The 20,124-nt window shown below is 35.7% G+C and carries 14 protein-coding genes and 2 pseudogenes; 11 read left to right on the forward strand and 5 right to left on the reverse strand.

All coding sequences use genetic code 11. From position 1 onward, the window contains the following. Positions 1-135 precede the first annotated feature (135 nt). The 7 genes and pseudogenes from NEOC95_RS02740 to NEOC95_RS09355 all read left to right on the forward strand — a co-directional run. Entirely contained in the window at positions 136-474 is a 339-nt protein-coding gene (locus tag NEOC95_RS02740; RefSeq protein WP_166157979.1) for a DUF4339 domain-containing protein, read from the forward strand. 4 nt (positions 475-478) lie between these two features. After that, positions 479-1,804: a tRNA lysidine(34) synthetase TilS gene (tilS, locus tag NEOC95_RS02745; protein WP_213151376.1), complete on the forward strand. Its 1,326-nt coding sequence runs from the start codon at positions 479-481 to the stop codon at positions 1,802-1,804. 398 nt (positions 1,805-2,202) lie between these two features. Beyond that, entirely contained in the window at positions 2,203-4,968 is a 2,766-nt protein-coding gene (ftsH, locus tag NEOC95_RS02750) for an ATP-dependent zinc metalloprotease FtsH (RefSeq protein ID WP_213151378.1), read from the forward strand. Positions 4,969-5,040: 72 nt separating this feature from the next. Beyond that, complete coding sequence (locus NEOC95_RS02755) at positions 5,041-5,733, forward strand: adenylate kinase (protein ID WP_213151379.1); 693 nt, start codon at positions 5,041-5,043, stop codon at positions 5,731-5,733. Positions 5,734-5,853: 120 nt separating this feature from the next. Continuing rightward, positions 5,854-5,988 (forward strand): hypothetical protein, encoded by a 135-nt coding sequence (locus NEOC95_RS09485; RefSeq protein WP_283248238.1) that lies wholly within the window; start codon positions 5,854-5,856, stop codon positions 5,986-5,988. A gap of 302 nt (positions 5,989-6,290) precedes the next feature. Next, positions 6,291-6,443 carry a hypothetical protein gene (locus NEOC95_RS02760; protein WP_213151380.1) on the forward strand — a complete coding sequence of 51 codons (153 nt, stop codon included), beginning with the start codon at positions 6,291-6,293 and terminating at the stop codon, positions 6,441-6,443. 775 nt (positions 6,444-7,218) lie between these two features. Next, positions 7,219-7,324 (forward strand): annotated as a pseudogene (locus NEOC95_RS09355) (transposase); the annotation flags it as partial. Between the two features lie 261 nt (positions 7,325-7,585). On the opposite strand, the gene NEOC95_RS02765 reads toward NEOC95_RS09355, so the two are convergent. The 3 genes from NEOC95_RS02765 to NEOC95_RS02775 form a co-directional block, all read right to left on the reverse strand. Then, positions 7,586-9,175: a hypothetical protein gene (locus NEOC95_RS02765; RefSeq protein ID WP_213151381.1), complete on the reverse strand. Its 1,590-nt coding sequence runs from the start codon at positions 9,173-9,175 to the stop codon at positions 7,586-7,588. Positions 9,176-9,309: 134 nt separating this feature from the next. Further along, positions 9,310-9,849, reverse strand: coding sequence for a hypothetical protein (locus NEOC95_RS02770; protein ID WP_213151384.1), 540 nt, complete (start codon positions 9,847-9,849; stop codon positions 9,310-9,312). A 119-nt stretch (positions 9,850-9,968) separates the two neighbouring features. After that, positions 9,969-10,466, reverse strand: a complete 498-nt coding sequence (locus NEOC95_RS02775) for a hypothetical protein (protein WP_213151386.1) — start codon at positions 10,464-10,466, stop codon at positions 9,969-9,971. A 1,398-nt stretch (positions 10,467-11,864) separates the two neighbouring features. On the opposite strand from NEOC95_RS02775, the pseudogene NEOC95_RS09785 reads away from it, so the two are divergent. Both NEOC95_RS09785 and NEOC95_RS02790 read left to right on the forward strand, forming a co-directional pair. Further along, positions 11,865-12,893, forward strand: a pseudogene (locus tag NEOC95_RS09785) (integrase core domain-containing protein). A 365-nt stretch (positions 12,894-13,258) separates the two neighbouring features. Next, the gene (locus NEOC95_RS02790; RefSeq protein WP_213151389.1) at positions 13,259-14,395 is read left to right on the forward strand and encodes a hypothetical protein; all 1,137 of its coding nucleotides are present in this window, start codon (positions 13,259-13,261) and stop codon (positions 14,393-14,395) included. Between the two features lie 302 nt (positions 14,396-14,697). Here NEOC95_RS02790 and NEOC95_RS02795 read toward each other — a convergent pair whose 3' ends face one another. Then, complete coding sequence (locus NEOC95_RS02795) at positions 14,698-15,504, reverse strand: hypothetical protein (protein ID WP_213151390.1); 807 nt, start codon at positions 15,502-15,504, stop codon at positions 14,698-14,700. Between the two features lie 247 nt (positions 15,505-15,751). Between NEOC95_RS02795 and NEOC95_RS02800 the strand changes: the two genes are divergently transcribed. Together NEOC95_RS02800 and NEOC95_RS02805 are read left to right on the forward strand one after the other, a co-directional pair. Continuing rightward, a complete protein-coding gene (locus NEOC95_RS02800) occupies positions 15,752-17,515 on the forward strand; it encodes a hypothetical protein (protein ID WP_213151391.1) in 1,764 nt (587 codons plus the stop codon). Between the two features lie 532 nt (positions 17,516-18,047). Next, a protein-coding gene (locus tag NEOC95_RS02805) for an IS5 family transposase (protein ID WP_213151392.1) occupies positions 18,048-18,874 on the forward strand; the annotation gives its coding sequence in 2 pieces (ribosomal slippage) (positions 18,048-18,435 and positions 18,435-18,874; 828 coding nt in all). Between the two features lie 184 nt (positions 18,875-19,058). On the opposite strand, the gene htpX is transcribed toward NEOC95_RS02805, so the two are convergent. After that, on the reverse strand, positions 19,059-19,970 hold the full coding sequence (htpX, locus tag NEOC95_RS02810; RefSeq protein ID WP_213151394.1) for a protease HtpX: 912 nt from the start codon (positions 19,968-19,970) through the stop codon (positions 19,059-19,061). Between the last annotated feature and the right edge of the window lie 154 nt (positions 19,971-20,124).

Genomic DNA, 20,124 nt, shown 5'->3' on the forward strand with positions numbered 1-20,124 from the left:
AGCTAAAGTTTAAATAGGTAAAAGCTTTCTTTAATGCAGAGATCAGCAAATGAACGTTTTAAATGAGTTTTCAAATCAGAGACCGCTAATCCTTTTTTTTGCTTGCTATATAAAAATATAAACTAAAGAGAGCCTATGGACAAGAAAGAGTGGTTTATTAAGATTGACGATCAAAAAGAAGGACCTTTTAGTATTGCCGAGCTAAAAATTCATCCACGCTTGACCCCAGATACATGGGTGCGGAAAATAGAAGGGGAAGAGTGGTTACCGGCGCGCCAAGTCCCAGAATTAAAAGTCTTGTTTGAAGACCATCATTCGCAAGAGCTTAACGATAAATTTAAACCCAATAAACCGCAGCTTCAAGAAGATTCCCTTTTGTTACTGGAAAAACCTCAGTCTCCCTTTTTTATCTATTGGCTAATTGTGTTGCTATTCCTTTGTCTCTATGTTTTCTATCAATTTTACAATTTCTAGATAAATGAATTTAGAGGAAACCTTATTTAATTTTTTAGATATTCATGCTAACCATCAGCAGCCCGTACTTTTGGGATTATCTGGAGGCTCAGATTCTCTTGCTCTTTTCTATCTTCTTATAAAATATAGGAATTTAAAAGCTTTAAACTTTGCTGCGGCCCATGTAGACCATGGCTGGCGCATAGAAAGCAAAGAAGAGGCCCATCAGCTACAGCATTTAGCTGCTTCAATGCATGTACCTATTTATTTAAAGAATTTAAATATTGCCCAGCTCTCTGGCAATATGGAAGAAGCTTGCCGTCATGAACGTTTAGCTTTTTTTAAGAATTTATGTCATCAGCATGATTATCAAGCTGTTATCCTAGGACACCATTTAAATGATCAAGCAGAAACGGTCTTGAAAAAAGTTTTAGAAGGAGGGAGTCTGCCTTATTTAGGGGGTATGACCCCTGTAACAGATTATCAGACGTTGAAGCTGTGGCGACCTCTTTTAAGCTGCTCGAAATCTCAAATCAAGCAATGGCTTGCTTGTAACAATTATGAGTTTTTTGAGGATAAAACCAATGAAGATGAAAGATTTTTGCGTGCGCGTTTCCGCCAGACAATTATTCCGCATCTAGCTAGCACATTTGGGAAAAATATAGAAGAAAGCCTTTGCCGCTTAGGCCGTGAAGCGCAAGAACTAAAAAATTACTTAGATGGCCATTTACAAGGTTATCTTAAAGATATATCTAAGGGGCCCTTCGGCTCGTACTTAAATTTTCAAGCCCATAAGGCCTGTTCTGAATTTGAAATGAAGTATTTGATTAGAAAAGTTTGTGAAAGCGAAGGGGTAAAACTTTCGCGCCATCTAATAGAACAGGCTTGCAAAAAGATTCATGCTAAGGCGGCCAATTGCCAGCTTTTAGCTAAAGATACTTGGATTTATATAGATCGAGGACGCTTATTTGTAATGAGTAAGCCTCTAGTAGATTTTAAAGAAGAGCTTTTTTTCGATAAAGTAGGAAAATATTTTGCGGGGGGCTGGGCCATTGAAGTGACTGAATCTTTAGATTCTGATCCATCTGTTACAGGATGGCAGCAGGCGTGGATGGGCCATCTATCCATTCAAATTCCCTTGGGAAAATACAGCTTTAAAAGGGGCAACTCATCATTAGATAAGTGGTGGACAAATGCTAAAATACCAGCCTTCATGCGTTATGCTTTTCCTACTTTATGGGCAGATGATCAAATTATCTATGAATTTTTGGCAAAGCGCAGGCTAGTCGATGCTCATCCAACAGGCTTTAAACACTGGAAGGTCATCCTACGTCACCAATCTTCTACTTAAACAAAAAATGATTAAGTTTTTCTTGTAAGTCGCTATTTTTAACGAGAGTTAAGTGCAAATCCAAGGAGAGCTTTTGAGATAAATATAATCCAGGATGACTCTCTTCAAGAATTTGTCAAAATTTTTTACCAAGAAAATTCAGCTTTAAGTTATTTAATGGGATTTATTATATATAATTTTATAGAGTAGAAGAAAGTTGAAAGGGGTAACAAAAAAAGCCCTAAATCTTTTATTTGCTATAGATTTGGCTCTTTGAGAACTTACTTGATGGTGAATAGCCTATCTGATACAATGGTTTTTAACCCAAAAAAATTAGTTTTAAAATAATTTCTGGTTTAATTTTTTTTTAAGCTAGCAATTTCTAAACACATTACTCGCTAAGGTGCATAAGGTTAATCATGGATGAAGATAAAAAACAGGATAGAAAAGGTTTTTCCAATAATTTCATTTGGTTTCTAATGGCAGCCTTTCTGTTCGCTTTGATGGTTCAAAATTTTATTGAAACAAAGCATGCTAAAGTCTCTTTTAGTTATCAGCTTGAGCATTTGGTCAACCTTCAACTTATTCAACCAGAGGACAGCCGTAAAATCGCTCTGAATGACAATTTAGTGACATTTAGCGGTAGGTTTCGTGAACGTCAAACTGAAGAAGGGAAAAATCGTTTCAAATTCATTGATCTTCTCAATACCAATCATGAATTGACAAGCGAAAAAGAACGCGTTCTCAAAGATCTAAATGGACAACGTGAAAAAATTATAGAGGCCACAGGGTTGTTTTTACAGTTGAGTGGATTGCCTATACCAGCTCATGGATATGTGGTAGTCGATCAGTTTTATAGTCCAGCTCAACCCAATGCTGCTATTGTAATCCATGAAGTTAATAAAACTAGTGGAGTGACGAGTTTCTTGGAATTAAAAAAACAATTAGCTAACTTTTCAGGCTCTTTAGATGAGCAAGCCTTAAATCAATATGGGAATGCTTTATCAGGTTTAATTCAAAATTTCCGGTCTTCTTTGCTAGGAATTGGTAGCGAATCCATTAAACAAGTTTTAAAGAAATTGGATAGCCAAGTTTCTCATGCTAAAAGTTCTATCCTTAAACCCGAGGAGCGGCTTACCCTTTACAAAAAAGCCGTGGAAGATTTAGAGGGAATCATTAATGAATTAAACACCCCTCAAAATGGCATGCGCTTAGCTTTACTAAGGAGTGTAAGAAATTACAGACAAGTTTTAGACGAACTATCCAGGATAACATCAGCTTTAGAAGATAATCAAATTCAGCTAGATAAAGCTCGTCAAGCGGTTACTAATGTCATCTGGTTTTTTAATAACCAAGAGGTTTCTACGAGGACTTTAGAAAAACAAGATCCTGAAGTCTACCATCAGTGGTTTATCAATGCTAAAGAGGAATGGGATAATTTCCAAAGCAATCGAGGCGGCTATTTTAAAGCTCCTGATCAGCCATTGAATGTAGTTATGGAGAAAACCTTTAAAAGTGAAGAGCCTTCTCCTAATTATCTTAGCTATTTTTTCACTCTTCTGCCTGTCTTGTTAGTCATGCTAGTTCTCTATTTTGTTTTCTCACGTCAGATGAGAGGCATGGGCAATAGCGCTTTAAACTTTGGCAAGTCTCCTGCTAAATTAATGAATAAAAGTAATAATAAAATTACTTTCAAGGATGTGGCAGGAGTAGATGAAGCGATTGAAGAGCTCCAAGAGATTGTAGAATTTCTAAAAAGTCCAGGAAAATTTACTGCTTTAGGTGGAAAAATTCCCAAAGGCGTATTGTGCATTGGTCCTCCAGGTACAGGTAAAACCTTGGTCGCTAAAGCGGTGGCCGGTGAAGCGGATCGTCCCTTTTTTTCCATCTCAGGCTCAGACTTTGTGGAAATGTTTGTAGGGGTAGGAGCTAGCCGTATTCGCGATCTATTTGACCAAGCGAAAAAGAACGCGCCTTGTATTGTGTTTATCGATGAAATCGACGCTGTGGGACGCCATCGTGGGGCCGGTATTGGAGGCGGCCATGATGAACGTGAACAAACTTTGAACCAGCTTTTAGTCGAAATGGATGGTTTTGATACGAATGAAGGTGTAATTTTAATGGCTGCTACCAATCGTCCGGATGTGCTAGATAAAGCTTTACTACGTCCTGGTCGTTTTGATCGCCGCGTGATCATTAGCTTACCCGATGTTAAAGGGCGCTATGATATTCTTAAAGTCCATGCGCGCAAAATTAAAATGGATCCTTCCGTGGATTTGATGAGCGTAGCACGCAGTACACCAGGCTCTTCAGGTGCCGATTTAGCTAACTTATTGAATGAAGCTGCGCTTGCTGCTGCACGCAAAGGCCGTTCAGCAGTAACCTCAAGTGAAGTAGTAGAAGCTCGAGATAAGGTTTTATATGGTAAAGAAAGACGAAGCTTAGAAATCGACGAAAATGAAAAACTTACCACAGCTTACCATGAATCGGGTCATGCTATTATCGGCCTGGTGGTTAAAAATGCTGATCCTGTGGATAAAGTGACCATTATACCCCGTGGCCTTTCTTTAGGTTCTACCATGTTCTTGCCTAAGAAAAATCGGCTGAGTTATTGGAAGAGGGAGCTGATCGATCAACTCGCAGTATTAATGGGCGGTCGTGTGGCTGAAGAAATTTTTGTCAGTGATATCTCTAGTGGAGCCAAGCAAGATATTGATCAAGCTACACATATTGCCCGTAGCATGGTATGCGAATGGGGAATGAGCGATAAGCTTGGAGCTGTAGCCTATGATGAAAGGTCTGAAAGTGGCCAATATTTAGGCATGCAAGGTTATCATGAAAAAAAATATTCCGAGAGTACGGCACAGGCTATTGATGAAGAGGTGAGAAAAATCTTGGATGCAGCCCTTGAAACGGCCAGACAGATTATTCGCGACAAGCGCCATGAAGTTGAGCTGATGACTCAAATGCTCATGGAGTTTGAGACTTTAGACGCGGAAGATATTAACAATATTATCAATGGCAAATGGTCGATGGAAGAAAAACGCAAGAAACTTAAGATTGCGGATGAGCTGCATAAAAAAAGTGGCTTAACACCTCCCCCTCCACCTCCGGCAGATGAGCCTTTAGCTGCACCTGGTAAAACTTCTAATGAACCTTCTTATGCATCCAAAATAATTGGATAAAGCAAAAAAAAGAATAACCGATGAAGACTTTAAAAACTCTCATCGGTTATTCTTTTTTTCTTCTAAATGAAAATGGAAACGATTATGGAAAAGAAATTGATTGTCATTTTGCTGGGAGCACCCGGCTCTGGAAAAGGTACTCAAACTAAGTTACTTAGTCAAACTTTATCTCTCCCTCAAATTTCCACGGGAGATTTATTCAGAGAGCATATTAAGAAAAATACCTTGTTAGGGCTGAAAGCTAAAGAATATATAAATGCCGGCCACCTTGTTCCCGATGATCTGGTATTAGAAATGGTCAATGATAGAGTGGGATTGCCCGATTGTAACAGAGGCTATTTGTTAGACGGTGTACCCCGTACTTTAGCGCAAGCCGAAAAGGTAAGTACAACTTTATTAAAAGATGTACATGTTATCGTTTTCAAGCTTGCTGTAGACCAAGAAGTGATTACAAAACGTGCAGTAGGTCGCCTAATCTGTAAGCAATGTGGAGCCATTTATAATAGCTTCTTTTCAGCTCCTCTACGGGCAGGCATCTGCGATAAATGCGGGCAAGAGGCTCTTTATCAAAGGGAAGATGATAGATTGGAAGTCGTTAAAGAGCGCTTAAAGGTTTATAATGAGCAAACCATGCCTTTAGAGGAATTTTATTCTCAGCGTTACGGTGTAATTAGCATTAATGGCGAGGATATGCCCGAACAGGTCTTTGCAGAAATTAAAAGTCATATAGAGGAGGCGCTTAGCTCCTATACTAAAGCTTGCTAAAGTTTTGAGATGGTTCTTGCTTTGCAGGGGTGGTCGCTTGCATTAAAGGCTCCTATAACTGCTAAGGATCAACCTTTTAAACTTAAAATTTTAGAGTCATATCAAACTTTTTAAAGGAAAGTGATATCTTTGCTAATCGAGCCTAAGGGTGATCGAACATTAATCTATCAAGAGGCTAGCGGTGTAGCTTCTATGAATGAGCTTTCTCGCGAGCTTCTTTTAGAAATCTTTTTATTTAAATTTTACTTCTTTTGAAGCCAACTGCTTAGTGAGCAAAGAATGGAAACAATTGGCCAGCGATCCTCTTGTCCAAAAGAAAGTTGTTTGTCAAGATATCGCTTTTAGTAACAAAAAATCGGCTATCTCCTGTGGAAAAAAGAGAGTGAAAGATAAGGATCTTAAAGAAGAATTTTTTCTCTTTACCTAACGATATCTTTAAAATTCTTAAAAGCCCTTGCTTAGCTTTTCCAGGGAAAAGGGTTATTGACACTCATGTACTTGTAAGGACTCCTAGAATTGTTAGTGTCCAACTTCTTATCTTAAATACTCTAGGAGCGGTGGCAAAGCGATATTTTCCCGATAGTCAAACAGGCTATGGGTTAATTCCTCGTCTAATCGTTAACGAATTAGGAGCTAAGCCTCTTGAGAAATCACAGTGGGTGCTCATGACGAAAGATGTCCTTCCAAGGAATCAGAAAGAAAAAGTATGAGATCCAACAAGGCCTTGTCGCTGATCTTGCTAAAGAACCTCAATCTTTTACGCAGTTTCTTCAGCTCTACAGGCAGCTGTATGTATTCTAGCTCAGCATTTTAATTTTAAGACAGGTCTATTTAGCGATAAGCCTTGGACCTATTATACGCATATACGCTATCAAGAAAATTTTTATAGCGCTCAAGTGCAAGGGGGAAGCTGGGATGCTGAGGGCGGCCTGCAGTTTGACCATGCTTCTTCAATTAGTAAACGTCATTCAATCGGTATGGCAGCCTTGCGGAAATTATAGATAAAAAGGTGCCACGAAAACCTATTCTCTCCTTAATATAGTCCTAGACATTCTTGTATCCACCATTCCGCAGGTTATAGCGATTCTCGGATGTTATTTTTATTGATACTGGAAATTACCTTAAGTTTTTTTAGAAAACGCTAATCTTGGTCTTTTTAAAGCAAAGAAAGTGAGGACATACACGATGGAAAAGTGTAGTGCACGGGTCTTGATTACCTTAAAATTAGTTTTGCAATGAGTAACAAAATTACCCACGGGATGATGATAGTCCAGGTAGTCTTTCCAGATTCCAGAGTGATTATGATTACAGGGAAAGGGTTAATTTGTTGATAATTAATGGATTATATTCTGCCTTAGGCTCTATACATGAAAGCATAAAAGAATTAACTCTTAATTTAAACCCTAAAAGGAGGGCCATTTTACTGGTTTTAAACCTCCTTGGCATAAATTAGAAGACGAGAGAAGTTAACTCGCGGCATGCCGGATGGATAATGCTACCTTCCAAATCGCAAGCAACTCATAAGCTTATCAAAAAGGCAGGATGTGAGATTCTATTTTTACCGCCCTATTCTCCCGATTTAAACCCTATTTAAACCTTTTGAGCTAATTTTAAGAAAATTGTAGCAGCAAACTTAAGCCAATTTTCTACTCTTGCTCAAACTATTGATTACTCTTTTTTAAGTATATATTGATAAAAAGAAATATAAAATTTAAATCACTATATCTAAAATTCTTTGTTTTCGGCGACCATTTACGTAAACCCCTTTGGTTAGGGTATATTTATTGTTCCTTCCATAACCAAAGGGTCGAATTTATTATTTTGAGTTCATGCTATTTAAAGAAACATTTTTTCATGCAAGCGGTTGCTCACATTTTTTATGGAACAATATAACATAATCAGCTTCATTTGCTACGCTAGGGGAAACCTCATATTTTTCTATAAGATCTTTTGAAGTACCAACTTCCCATTTTTCATAATTCCATGGGCCTAACATTTCTGGTAAGGCCTCACAAATTCCATCGAGAACATTCTTTTGTAAAGCCCTGATTTCTTCCAAACTTTTCTCTTTACTAGGATTAAAAAACTCTACTGACCAGTTCGAAGCTAGATAATGTGCAATACTTTCAAGAACCCCTCCTCCAGGCATTTTTACGCCATTTTCTTTAATTTTCTGTTTCACCCTACTAGGAAAACGATGAGAGGGGTGCTCTATCCCCTGCTGATCTACCTTTAAAGTAGATCCTTTAATAGTTTTTTGAGAAGAAGAATGCTTTTGAATTCCTTCCTCATCTCTTTTATATTTTTTCTTTTTAAGTCCTATGAGGGTACACATTGTATTTAGCTGATGATCGTATATGCAATCGATTTTACGGGCTATACTAACTCCTTCATAGCTATTCTCAATGAGATGTTTATGAAACCATCCTCCTAGAGCTGCTGGGCTGATTTGTGGTTCATAAAAAGTTCCATGAGAGGGGGAATGATATGTTTTTTCTTGAGGTACTGAAGAAATGGTTCGCATCATTTCTATGTCTTTTCTTAAAACAATACTATTGCCTAGAGGAATAGAAGAATGCATATTTTGAAGCGATCTTGTTAGTTCGTTATACTGCAATTCGTGAAATTCTGTAGGCTGTTGCAAACTGCTTAAAGCTTTAATAATATTTTTTATATTTTCAAACTTTTTTTCGGCTTCGCTCACACATTGTGAATACTCCAAGCTATCAGCATTATTTTTTAAAATAGCTTGAGCAGCTTGATTACATTCAATAAATTCGTTAAATTGCTCCTTAAAATGTTTATCTAATTCTACAGGTAGCATTTTTTGATAGCTTTCGAGTGGAATAACATCTTTATTATCTAAGCATAATTTTAATGCTTTTTTAATTCCTTCCAGTTCTAATTCTTGGCTTTGCTGCATTAAAGGCAAACTGGTATGAGATGGCATAACTCTATGAGAATGATTTGCATGTGAATCTGAATTCCTTTCCCTGTCTTTTCTTAAAACAATACTATTGCCTTGCGGAATGGAAGAATGCATATTTTGAAGCGATCCTGTTAGTTCGTTATACTGCAATTCGTGAAATTCTGTAGGCTGTTGCAAACTGCTTAAAGCTTTAATAATATTTTTTATATTTTCAAACTTTTTTTCGGCTTCGCTCACACATTGTGAATACTCCAAGCTATCAGCATTATTTTTTAAAATAGCTTGAGCAGCTTGATTACATTCAATAAATTCGTTAAATTGCTCCTTAAAATGTTTATCTAATTCTACAGGTAGCATTTTTTGATAGCTTTCGAGTGGAATAACATCTTTATTATCTAAGCATAATTCTAACGCTTCATTTGCTTCCTCTGACTCTGATTCTTGGCTTGGCTGCATATCCATATTAAATGGCAAAGTTACATAAGGACAATTTATATTTATTTCCGGACTCATTATTTAACTCCTTTAATTTAGAGACCTAGTTCGAGGAGAGTAAAAATCTTTCTAAGGATAAATTTATTCAAGCTGTAAGTCTTTCCTGTTTTTTTACTCTAAAAACTTTCTTTTAAGCCAATTTTAACTTATTGTTATTTAAACAAAGAAAATACTTTGGGGACCATAGGGCCTACTTTTAAACTTGTTTTAATAACAAAATTAGCTACATTTCCTACTTTTTTAGCCATAATATAAAATTTTTGCTGCTGTAGGTTTATCTCGCAAAAATTACAATCCTCTGATATTATCAATTCAACATTCATACACTCTGCATAAGCTCTTTTAACTTCTTCAATGCCTGCATCTCGTAATTCTGCATCATCCGAATAATTTCCCAAGAGTTGGCCCGCTATTAAGCCCTCATCCATTTGGACATTATTATCAACACGCACTCCCAGCATTTTCTCTAAAACAACTCTAAAAGATTGCCATGTTGTTGAGAGACGAGAAACCTCTAAGAAAACCTTACGAGCTTTAATATCTTCTTCAGTTAAAGGAAAACGATACATTAAACTTTTAACGTGAATACTGGTATAAGTTTCCGCAGGAATATTTTCACTAATTAAATCGGCTACTTTATAGTCAGGTAGGTTGGCAAGGTTTCCTCCGTTTATACGATATTCTGGCTCCATTTTAACTCCTTTTAATTCATATATATAGTTGTGTATGGTATGTTTTTTTAATTTATTTTATTTTGTCTTATAAAAGCTTATATTTTTACTGAATACGCTTTTATCTAAATATCTTACTATTAAGATAAGATACATTTAGCTATATTACGAGCACCTACTAGTGCTTTATGTTCTTTCAAAGTCTCAGCATCCAAATAATTACAATCATCCGAAATATAAAGCGTGATGGTCATGCATCTAGCATAAACAATTTTTAACTCTTCCTCCGCACGCGCCTGCTCTCTATCATCCAAAGCAGGATCAAGAGCTAAAAACGATGCTACTAAGTTTCCGTTTATAGCACGTGGATTATCACGGTAACGCGACCTAGCTCCTGCTTCATTAAAAAGTTGGAGAAAGAAGGCTCTCGCTACTTCCCACCCCACTGATAGGTTGGATCTTTCCAAAGTTATCTTTCTAGAGGTTATTTCTGTTTCTTCTCCAAAAAATCTATGCATTACTGTTTTGACAGTTACACTTGTAAAAGTGTTATCTGGAATTTGTTCTCTTATTAAGTCATTGACTCTATAATCAGGTAAACCCACTAGGGTTCCTCCATTTAAACCACTTGCAGTCATATTTTTCCTTTTTAATCGTCTAAATAGTAAACTAATATTTATTTTTTTTGATAAATAACCAACTATATTTACTTAAAAACTCATATGTTTTCCTGCCTTGTAACACTTTTCAGATTACTTTAGTTTTCTTTGTGCCGCGTATAAATAAATCATTATTTGAAATATAAAATATTAGCATCCCAGCCCTGAGACAAATAAATTTTACAGTTCTTTTGTTATGCCTTATTCTTTTTTATTTAATATCACTACCGAAAGGAATAATTCCAACAAATCTTGCATATTTTCTATAACTTTTTCATAACCTTTTTCAATTTCCGGAACATTCCTACAGCTCTGCAACATTATCCCGCTTTAATAACTGTAAAAAATGTTGTTCTTACAGCTCTTCAAGCTTTATGCTCAATTGTTCGTGGAATGATAATTTTTCTCTTTCCTGATCCTCTTTCCATAAAAAGGTATTTATGCTGCTTTAACTTTATTTGCTAATCTGCATTTAAAGAATTTGGGTAATTATTATTAAGAAGCCCCTGGAAGGAAAAGCAAGCTTAGCTGATGCGAAATAGTTCGAAAGACAGCACTGCTAAGAAATCCATGTACGTTTCCTGATCCAGTAATAAGCTTCTATTTGTTTATGCTTTATATATTTTTAAGTATTTACCTCTTTGAAATTCATGGTAGCTACATAAGGTTTTGGCTTTGCAAGCCTATTTTTATATATTAGACTAAATGCTTACTTTGCTGTCGCTTATTGAGGTAAGAAGTAAAAACTATCTCCAGTCTTAATCTTAGGCGCTTTTTACCTTGTTTTGATCTAATAGTTAAAATTTTTATTACAATCCAAAACATTAGCTATATAAGATTTTTTTCACAACCTGTCAATCATTTTCTATAAAGTTAAAAGCATTATTGGGCAATGAGAAAAAGCTGCGATTGATTTTTTTCTAAGACACAATCTTGCTAGGAAAAAAGATCTATAAATTAATCGATGCGAGTGATCGGATAAGGAAATAGCGGAGAAAAGGCCTCCAGATGGCTTAAAAGCATTTTTTACCTACAAAAAAAAACCAAAGTTGTAAGGTTAAAATGATTGAAAAAGATATTCACTTATTAATTTCCATTTTTTGCTAGGTAGATGATTCTTGTAGATAATTTAAAGTTGAATGGCACAAAATTTTGTTTAAAAGCCACGCCAAACCACTAATTGGAAAGAGCAATAAAAGAAACAGATGGTCAAAACTATCCTTAAAGTGTAATAGATTAGGACGTAACCTGACATTTGTGATAAAGATAAAAGAAAGAAGTGTTAAAAGCTGAGAAGCTTGAAGCCCTGTCGCCCATTTAAATTAATAGGACGGAAGTTGAAGTGAGCGGCTCCAAGAGCAGCAAAGAGTGCAAAAAATGCCAAATTTAGCAACTCATCAAAAAGTTATAAAAAATACACTCGGGGTTTCAAAGCTAGCAGAAACATTAGGAAATATATTCTATGCATGTAAAATGATGGAATATTTTAGAATAGTTTTTATAGATTTAAAGAATTTTATGAAAAAGGTGGAGAGGCAGCTCTTCAAGATATGACCCGTAAAAAACCCTGCATAAAAAACAGAGTGGACGGGTCTATTGAAAAATCTGTTGTGAATTTTTCTCTTCAAAAGCCTGCTTATGGACAATTAAAAGTATGTAACAAGCTTGAAGAAACAAGAAGTTTTTATTTCGACGGGAGATGAGCGTTCTGTTTGGCTAAAGATACAATCTTTAAAACCTTTCAAAAGCGTCTCAAAGCATTGGAAGCTTAAGATGGCTTTAAGCATAAATGATATTAACAGAGGACCAACTAAAAGCTCTTGAAAAAGCCAAGGAAGAAAACGAAGCGCATGGCGAAATTGTAACTGAGCATTTAGGCTATTTATTATTTCAAAATAATTATTACGTAAGCACTATTAAGGTGTTTAGACGCATTTATCAACATACCGTGATTGTACTCCTATTTTAAGGTAGCTTTCGTTAAGCTATACGATAGGAAAAATGCATTGGTAGCGCAGATATGCTTAAAGGATCAAGTCATTCCTTGGTTTAAAAAGCAAGATGTTCGCGTTTTAAGAATAGTGACCGATCATGTACAGAGTACTGTGGAGCAAGAGAGAATCATGAGTATGAGCTTTATTTGGCTATCGAAAATATTAGCCATTCTCGCACTAACGCCAGACATCCTTTAAACCAATGGAATCTACGAAAAATTCTATCAGGCCATCCAAAAAAGAATTTTATGCCATAGCTTTTAGGAAGAAAGTGTTTAAAAATGTTGAAGAACTACAAGAGGATGTAGATAAATGGATGAATGAGTATAATAATGAGAGAACACATACAGGAAAGTATTGTCTTGGCAAGACGCCTTTAGAAACATTCTTAGATGCAAAACCTCTTGCGTAAGAAAAGATATTAGATAAGTTACAATTAACAAAAATAGTGTCTACCAGTTACCTACTGTTTATCAGGTCAAGTGCTGTCTAGGACAGTTTAATTGCTACTGTAGCACTCAGATGCCTTCTTGTTTTTAGATAAGCACAACTTAAGATGATCCAGCAAATAATGTTAAAATCTTTATTTAGTGCACTTTCTATTAACTGAGAAATATCTTTGTTTTTAATTTAAATTTTTGATATTATATAATTATACACCAAATTATTAGCCTTGATTTAAAGCTAAACGGTAATTAAATTATTTTGCGTTAGATGTGAATATATATATATATATATATAAATGATGTTTTAAAAAGGCTTACTAGGAAAATAAAAATGAATGTAAACCCGGATAATAGATGTCCTAAGAATAATCTTGATCAGTTTTCTCCTAAAGATAACTTTCCATCCATTTCTGCAGTACAAGCAGACAATAGAGCTTTAGTCCAGCCAACTCATGCTACAGCAATGAAGGTCTTTGAAGAAAATTTTGCTCTTTTTAATCATTATCATCAGATCGCTATAAAGGTAAGGGATGATATTACAGCCATTGAATATAGCGAACTAGTAAAAAAAGCAGAAAATGCTTTACTTCACATTAGACATGTAGTAGCTAACCATCCTGATCTCACTAAACAAAGATCTCTCCAGGAGATGGAAGCTGAGTTTGATGAGCTTTGTATCAACATGCCTCTAGGCGCTAGTGTTCTATTACAAAGAGACATAGATAAACTCCATAAAATTAGTACAATTCCTTCTAATAAAACTTATTTATCTGGCGATATTGAATACAATGAGCCTCAGGTGCCATTATGTGGTTTAATTGGATATTTTGAACGTTTTAAAGAACTTCATGGCTATGCATCCATAAGTATTTGTATGAAGACAGGGGAGTATTACGGTATTCCTATCAACAAAATGGCTACATTAATTGGTTTTAGAAATCAATCCTCTTCATCTTCTATATTTCCGTCACTGCTTCCTAGTAGGTTTAAAACCTCTAACGAAGAAAAAATTTATCAACAACTGAATGAATTAAGAATCTTAATTAATAATAAAATTAATGAATGGGGGTATGCAGGATTCACAATTTTCCATACGGATGAGGTAAAACATAACCTTAAGAAAGTGCCAAGTATAGAAGAATGGGGCTGCCAAATAGTTTTGTATCATACAAAGCAGGGTGAAGAAAATAATATTCCTAACGAGGAATGCCTGCACCTTGAAAGTAGTAGTAGGTCACAAGAAAAAAAGATTAATAATTTCAATCAAATAACTAGAAAAAAAATAGGCGTTCAAGCACAGCCTAAAGATTTTCATAGCTTAAAAAACATCAAAAAAAATTCTCGCTTGAAAGTCTTTTTTAAAAGGTTTATCTCCTATCCTTTGAAAACTGTAAGTAAATTTATTTCCTTATGGTGTAGAAATGCTTATGTCCGAATTAGGTATTTGAAAGCAAAGCTTTTTAATTAAAAACTTGATCTTAATTGTATTGGGTAAGGCTAGAATGGGATGTTTTTGACAGCTCCTTGTCTCCTTAAAAAGGAGATTTTTATTAAGTATATAATTGCATAAGAAGCTGTCCATAAGTGTATTATTGATTGCTTATCAAAATAGGCTTAAAGTATTTATCTTAGGGGACGTGTGTGAATATTTGGATTCTACTAATCACCAAGGACTTTAACTTGATGGCGTGGTGTTTAAGATGGGAGGAGAAAGGAAAATAGCCTTGCCTCCTCCTTAAGCTCTTAAGAGAAAATACTAATTAAAAAATATTATTTCTTGGGTGCTACATACATTATTTTAAATGTTCGGCCTTCTTTGGGGCAAACTGCATCTAGCTGCTGCTCCAAGGTATCTTTAATACGAGCGTCAAAGCCTAAAAATTTGATACGGCATCCAGGCTTTTGTAAAAATTCTACCAGGTTTTTAGGATCATGAACAATACGGATAGGAGTAAAATTAAGCTTGTTTGTAGTGCTTCCTGTTTCTGCAATAAATTTTTCAATAGGACTCATAGAAAAGAGAGTTATTTGCCCATTAATATCACCAATTTCTCCATTGGGAAAATAAGTGGAAGCGATTTGATTGATTCTTTCTAAATCATTTTCTTGAGGTTGGGGTAAGCCTAAAGCAGTGCAAAAAACCCTTACATCTGCCAATTTGGATAATGCTCTTCCTTTTTCTTGTAATGCTCTACCTCTTTCTACTTTTGCTTCTGCCTGAGCAAGCTTTATTTCCGCATCTTCACGTTCTTTATTTAATTGTTCTGATGTAGCTTTCAACTGTTCTCTTCTAGTAGCTATGCCTTCTTTTCTAGCAGCTAACTCTTCTTTTCTAGCAGCTATATCTACCCTTTTAGCGGCTAACTCTGCTTTTTTTTCTGCGATTTGCTTAGCTTCTTGTTGTAGATGAGCTTTATAGCTTTCTTTATTTTCCTCCACAAATTGTCTGAGATTTTGAGTAGCTTGTTCTTCAGCAAAAATTCTTAAATTGTTAACCGCAGCAGTATATTGAGCATACTGGGTAAATGATTCTTTAAATTGTTTATATTCTGCTGAAGAAGTAGATATGGGGGTCATAAAATTTCCTTGGTTTAAAGTTTAGCGATTCAAAGAAAGACTATAATAACTCTCCATATTTCTTACAAATTCTTTAATGAACCTTTATAAAAACTTAAAATAAATTTAAAAAAATATTTATAATTTTTAGTCCGTAGATGCCTTAAATAATCTTGATGTTTTTCAAAAAAAATAATATTATTTATTGCTTATCAAAATAAGCCTAAAGTATAATAAAAATAGTAAAGATTATCCCTAGGAGACATGTATGAGTAGTATGAATTTTACCAATCATCAAGGATCTTACTTCAATCATTTCTCCTCTCAATCCTATTCTAGCTTATCTCAGTTAAATAAAAGCAAAATAGAAAGCAATAAAGTGGGAAAAGATACTTTTTTACAGAGCAGAGCTATCACTGAGGAGACTAAAAGGCAAAATTATCTCAATGCTATAGAAGGCGTACAATCGATTGCTTATGATAACGATGTAATTAAGGTGCAAGAGAATTTATCTCCTAGTTTTAATCAATCCTCCGAATCGAAAAGAGATTTTGTAACAGAGGCAAAAGCGGTAGAAATTACTAAAGCTCTTGAATTGGCTTTTAATTCTATCGAAGAGTTAGAGGAACCTTCTTTCGAATTGGAAGATTGGGGTACGATAAAAGAAGAAGGCGAAAAGATTCACTTTAAAGGCCAGGAGAATGAGATAGAAGGTTCATTAGAAGCATATCTACAAGTAAAACGTATTGTAGAGACAGACGAAGAAAAGAAAATCGTTACACTAGAAGAAGTAGAAGTAAATGGCGAGGAAGTAAACGCAAATACTGAAGAAGCAAAAGTAAATGTAGAAGAAATTACAGTGATTGAAGAAACAAAAGTAGCAGAACATCAAGAAGCTAAAAATGTTGGTAAACAAGCAATTGTAGAAAAAACAATAGAAGACATTCATACCAATGAGTTAGTGGAGGTAACGGAAGACATTACTCAAACACCTCAAATAAAAATTTCCAGTTCAGTTAGATTGCAAGCAGAAGAAAGTAAAGAAATAATAAAAAATATGGGTACCCTAGATGCTAGTAAGCTTGTAAATATTTCAAAGAAAAACCTTTCGAAAGCAAGTGTTCCTGCTACAGAAAAGCATGATAGAAAAGCCGACCTAAAAGCTGTACAAGAGCTTAAAGGCTTACTTCCCGATCTACATTCCCATTTAGCCGATAAGTTTGTTAAAGTAGGCGATCAGTATGTGGGGGCTAAGGAGGCAGCAGAAAAGTTCCTTAGCCAAAATAAGTTGAGCCATAAAGAACATCGTAGCTTTATAGATAAATTCTTACGGGAAAATACTTTCCACAAGTTTGTTGATGGAAAAGCTGTGGAACTTAGTCCTGAAGAATTAGAAGTTTTTAAGCAAAAGTTTACCCAATATGCCACTTATATTTTAGCTGTTAACAATTTAGCTATCTTTGCGCAAGAACAAGATAACAAAATTGAGCAAGACCAGGAAAATCTACCTATTACTCACTCTAAGCAAAATGCCGAGATTTCTTCCAAAACTGCAAATGTAGCGACTAAAAGGGAGATCGATCCTCAAAAAGTGAAAGCCTTTATCATCCAAGAAAGTACTCGCGACTTTGTAAGGCGCATGAGAAGCATTACAGAGAAGGCTATCCAAGAATATAGGAATAGGCTATATGACCAACATCAACAAGAGATAAGAGATTACGCCAAACAGCTTATTCTAGAAAAAGAGATTATCAAAAAAGAGCAGACCCGTTTCGATTTGTTGCGCCTCCAGCAAAAGATGCAAGAACAGCATGAGGAAATTCTAAATAAATCTGTCGAGGTTCTTGCTAATTTAGCAGAGCCTTTACCATCGTCTACTAAGGAAGAGCTAAAAGTTGTTGAAAAGCAAGCTGAAGAGATCCTACCTGGTATTAAATTACGCAAATGGGGGGCAGAACATCAAGTAGAAATAGCCACCAGGCTTATTCCTCCTCTACTCCCTAGAAGAGTAAGGACAAGTGCATGGGTTTAATTTTAAGAAGATAGGTTATAGATTTCTCTTAGTTTAAAGATGAGCATATATTGCCCTTTCTTTCCCTCTCCATGCCTGTCTTCTTCTAGGTTTAAATACAGAAATTATTAGCAAGTTATCCAAATTTATGATGTGTATGAGGAGGGTATCTTTAAGATTTTATAGTGATTTCTAAAGAAATCAAGGGGTGTTTGGAGCCTTTATCTATGGAATTACGAGCCAATGATAATGAAGCTTCTTTTTCTTCTCTGTTATGGAACGATCATATAAAGCTAGGTGTTTCTCTTAATAGCTTGGAAAGAGCCCTTTTATGTATCCGTCAAATAAATAAGAGCTAATTTACCCAATTGGTGGTGATTGCTAATCAGGAACCTAAGGAAGCTTAGTTTGTTATAGGGCAGTGTTACGAATGGGGCATCGGAGCTTCGCCTTCTTTTACAAAAGTTTTCCATTATTATAATAGACCTCTTTCGAAACTGGAATAAAATGTGAATTTTAGTAAAATGGTGACTCAACATTTAAAGGAGGCGCCATGAAATTTGATAAGATAGAGAAATTAGATGATGAACGCTTTCGCAGATTGACAGGGATAAAGCGTAGTACTTTTGATAAGATGGTGCAAATTTTACAGCAAGCCGATGCGGCCAAGAAGATTAAAGGCGGGCGTAAATATAAACTACGTTTAGAAGATATGCTGTTGATGGCATTGGAATATATGCGAGAATATAGGACCTATTTCCATATTAGCCAAAGCTATGGAATCAGTGAAAGCTCAGCTTATAAAGCGGTGAAGTGGATTGAAGATACGTTAATCAAGCATCCAGATTTTGCTTTACCGGGACGTAAAGAGCTATTGAAAAGCGATACAGAATATGAGGTTATTTTGGTTGATGCTACAGAAACGCCTATTGAGCGCCCTAAAAAAAACAAAAGCGCTATTATTCGGGGAAAAAGAAAAAACATACCCTAAAGACGCAGCTTGTAGTCGATAAGAAAAGTAAGAAAGTGATTTGCACTTCCTATGGTAATGGTAAAAAGCATGATTTTAGGCTATTCAAAGAATCCCAGGTTAAAATCAATCCACAAATAAGAGTGTTAACCGATTCAGGATATCAAGGATTAAAAAAGCTGCATGCCCAAACCCAGATGCCCAAGAAAAGAAGTAAGAAGAATCCTTTAACTCAAGAGGACAAAAGAACAAATCAAAATTTATCCAGAGAAAGAGTTACCAATGAAAACGTCATTGGCCTCCTTAAGCGATTTAAAATTATAGCAGATCGCTACAGAAATAGACGTAAAAGATTTGCTCTTCGCTTCAACTTGATTGCAGCAATCTATAACTGGGAATTAAATACGTGAGTTTCGAAAGAGGTCTAATTTAAAAAAAGATTGTTTGCTTTCTTAACATCTTTTGCAAATATAGTTTTTGGAGAGCGTATAAAGAGATAGCTTTATCTAAAAGAAACCATGCACGAAACTTTTCATAGAGAGGAGATTGCGGACGATCGCAATCTCTCTATATTTTTTTGTTAAGATTACCAATTTAGAAGCGGTAAAGCTGCTGCAGGCGAGCAATACGGTCATCTAAAGGGGGATGGGAAGCAAACCATTGCATGAGGCCATTTTTAGTCCCTGAGATTTTAAAAGCGTTGATCGCTTCTTGATTTTGATTAGGGTCTTTAACTTCAAAATTACTTTTCAAAGCTTGTAATGCAGCAATCATAGAAGGCGCGCCTACTAAGCGTGCGCTTCCTGCATCCGCTCTATATTCGCGATAGCGAGAAAAGCTTGCGACTACTAGGCTGCCTAAAATCATAAAAACAATTTCTAAACCAAAAACGATCATTTGGTACATAAAAGGAGAAGGTTCTTCGTCACGCTCTTTAGAGAAAGTTTTGCTAATGCCATAAGCTACTATCCTGGCAAGGAACATTACAAAAGCATTAATGACTCCTTGTAATAAGGTCATGGTTACCATATCACCATTAGCTATATGAGTAATTTCATGACCGATGACCGCGTCCACTTCATTTTTTTCCATCCGCTCTATTAAGCCTGAAGAAACGGCTACTAAGGAATTAGAACGAGAAGGACCTGTAGCAAAGGCATTAAGTTCAGGGGAATAATAAATACCTACTTCTGGCATTTTAGGTAATCCTGCTTTTTTTGCTAGCTGATAGACTGTCTCAAGTACCGCACGTTTTTGTAAGTCGGGGGTATCTGGATCGATCATTTCTAATCCGACCATCCATTTGGCCATTACCTTGGACAAGAGTAGAGAAATAACCGCTCCTCCCATTCCCCATAACAAGCAGAAAATGGCTAAAGAAGGTAAATTGATCCCTTTCTTCATTAAAAAAGGTTGTAGATTAAAAAAGTAGGTAATGAATGAAATGAAGGCGACTACTAGAAAGTTAACAACGAGGAAAAGAATAATACGTTTAGCTAAGGCCATAAATAGACTCCCATTTTATCAGACGTTCTACGTAATCTTACAATTTAAAGGTTTTAATTGTGAATGGATTTCTGCTTGCGAAGGGCAACTCTTGAGAAGCCAGCTTCCTTGGCTAGAAGGTAGCTATTCAGGTTCTTCTATTTCAAACTTCTCG

The organism is Neochlamydia sp. AcF95 (assembly GCF_018342455.1).
In the GTDB taxonomy this organism is placed as follows: domain Bacteria; phylum Chlamydiota; class Chlamydiia; order Chlamydiales; family Parachlamydiaceae; genus Neochlamydia.

Bases quoted from the DNA above. Each gene is read 5' to 3' on its own strand.
- NEOC95_RS02800 (WP_213151391.1), top strand. From the start codon at position 15,752: ATGAGTAGTATGAATTTTACCAATCATCAAGGATCTTACTTCAATCAT.
- ftsH (WP_213151378.1), top strand. From the start codon at position 2,203: ATGGATGAAGATAAAAAACAGGATAGAAAAGGTTTTTCCAATAATTTC.
- NEOC95_RS02770 (WP_213151384.1), bottom strand. From the start codon at position 9,849: ATGGAGCCAGAATATCGTATAAACGGAGGAAACCTTGCCAACCTACCT.
- NEOC95_RS02740 (WP_166157979.1), top strand. From the start codon at position 136: ATGGACAAGAAAGAGTGGTTTATTAAGATTGACGATCAAAAAGAAGGA.
- tilS (WP_213151376.1), top strand. From the start codon at position 479: ATGAATTTAGAGGAAACCTTATTTAATTTTTTAGATATTCATGCTAAC.
- NEOC95_RS02790 (WP_213151389.1), top strand. From the start codon at position 13,259: ATGAATGTAAACCCGGATAATAGATGTCCTAAGAATAATCTTGATCAG.
- NEOC95_RS02765 (WP_213151381.1), bottom strand. From the start codon at position 9,175: ATGAGTCCGGAAATAAATATAAATTGTCCTTATGTAACTTTGCCATTT.
- NEOC95_RS02755 (WP_213151379.1), top strand. From the start codon at position 5,041: ATGGAAACGATTATGGAAAAGAAATTGATTGTCATTTTGCTGGGAGCA.
- htpX (WP_213151394.1), bottom strand. From the start codon at position 19,970: ATGGCCTTAGCTAAACGTATTATTCTTTTCCTCGTTGTTAACTTTCTA.
- NEOC95_RS02775 (WP_213151386.1), bottom strand. From the start codon at position 10,466: ATGACTGCAAGTGGTTTAAATGGAGGAACCCTAGTGGGTTTACCTGAT.
- NEOC95_RS02795 (WP_213151390.1), bottom strand. From the start codon at position 15,504: ATGACCCCCATATCTACTTCTTCAGCAGAATATAAACAATTTAAAGAA.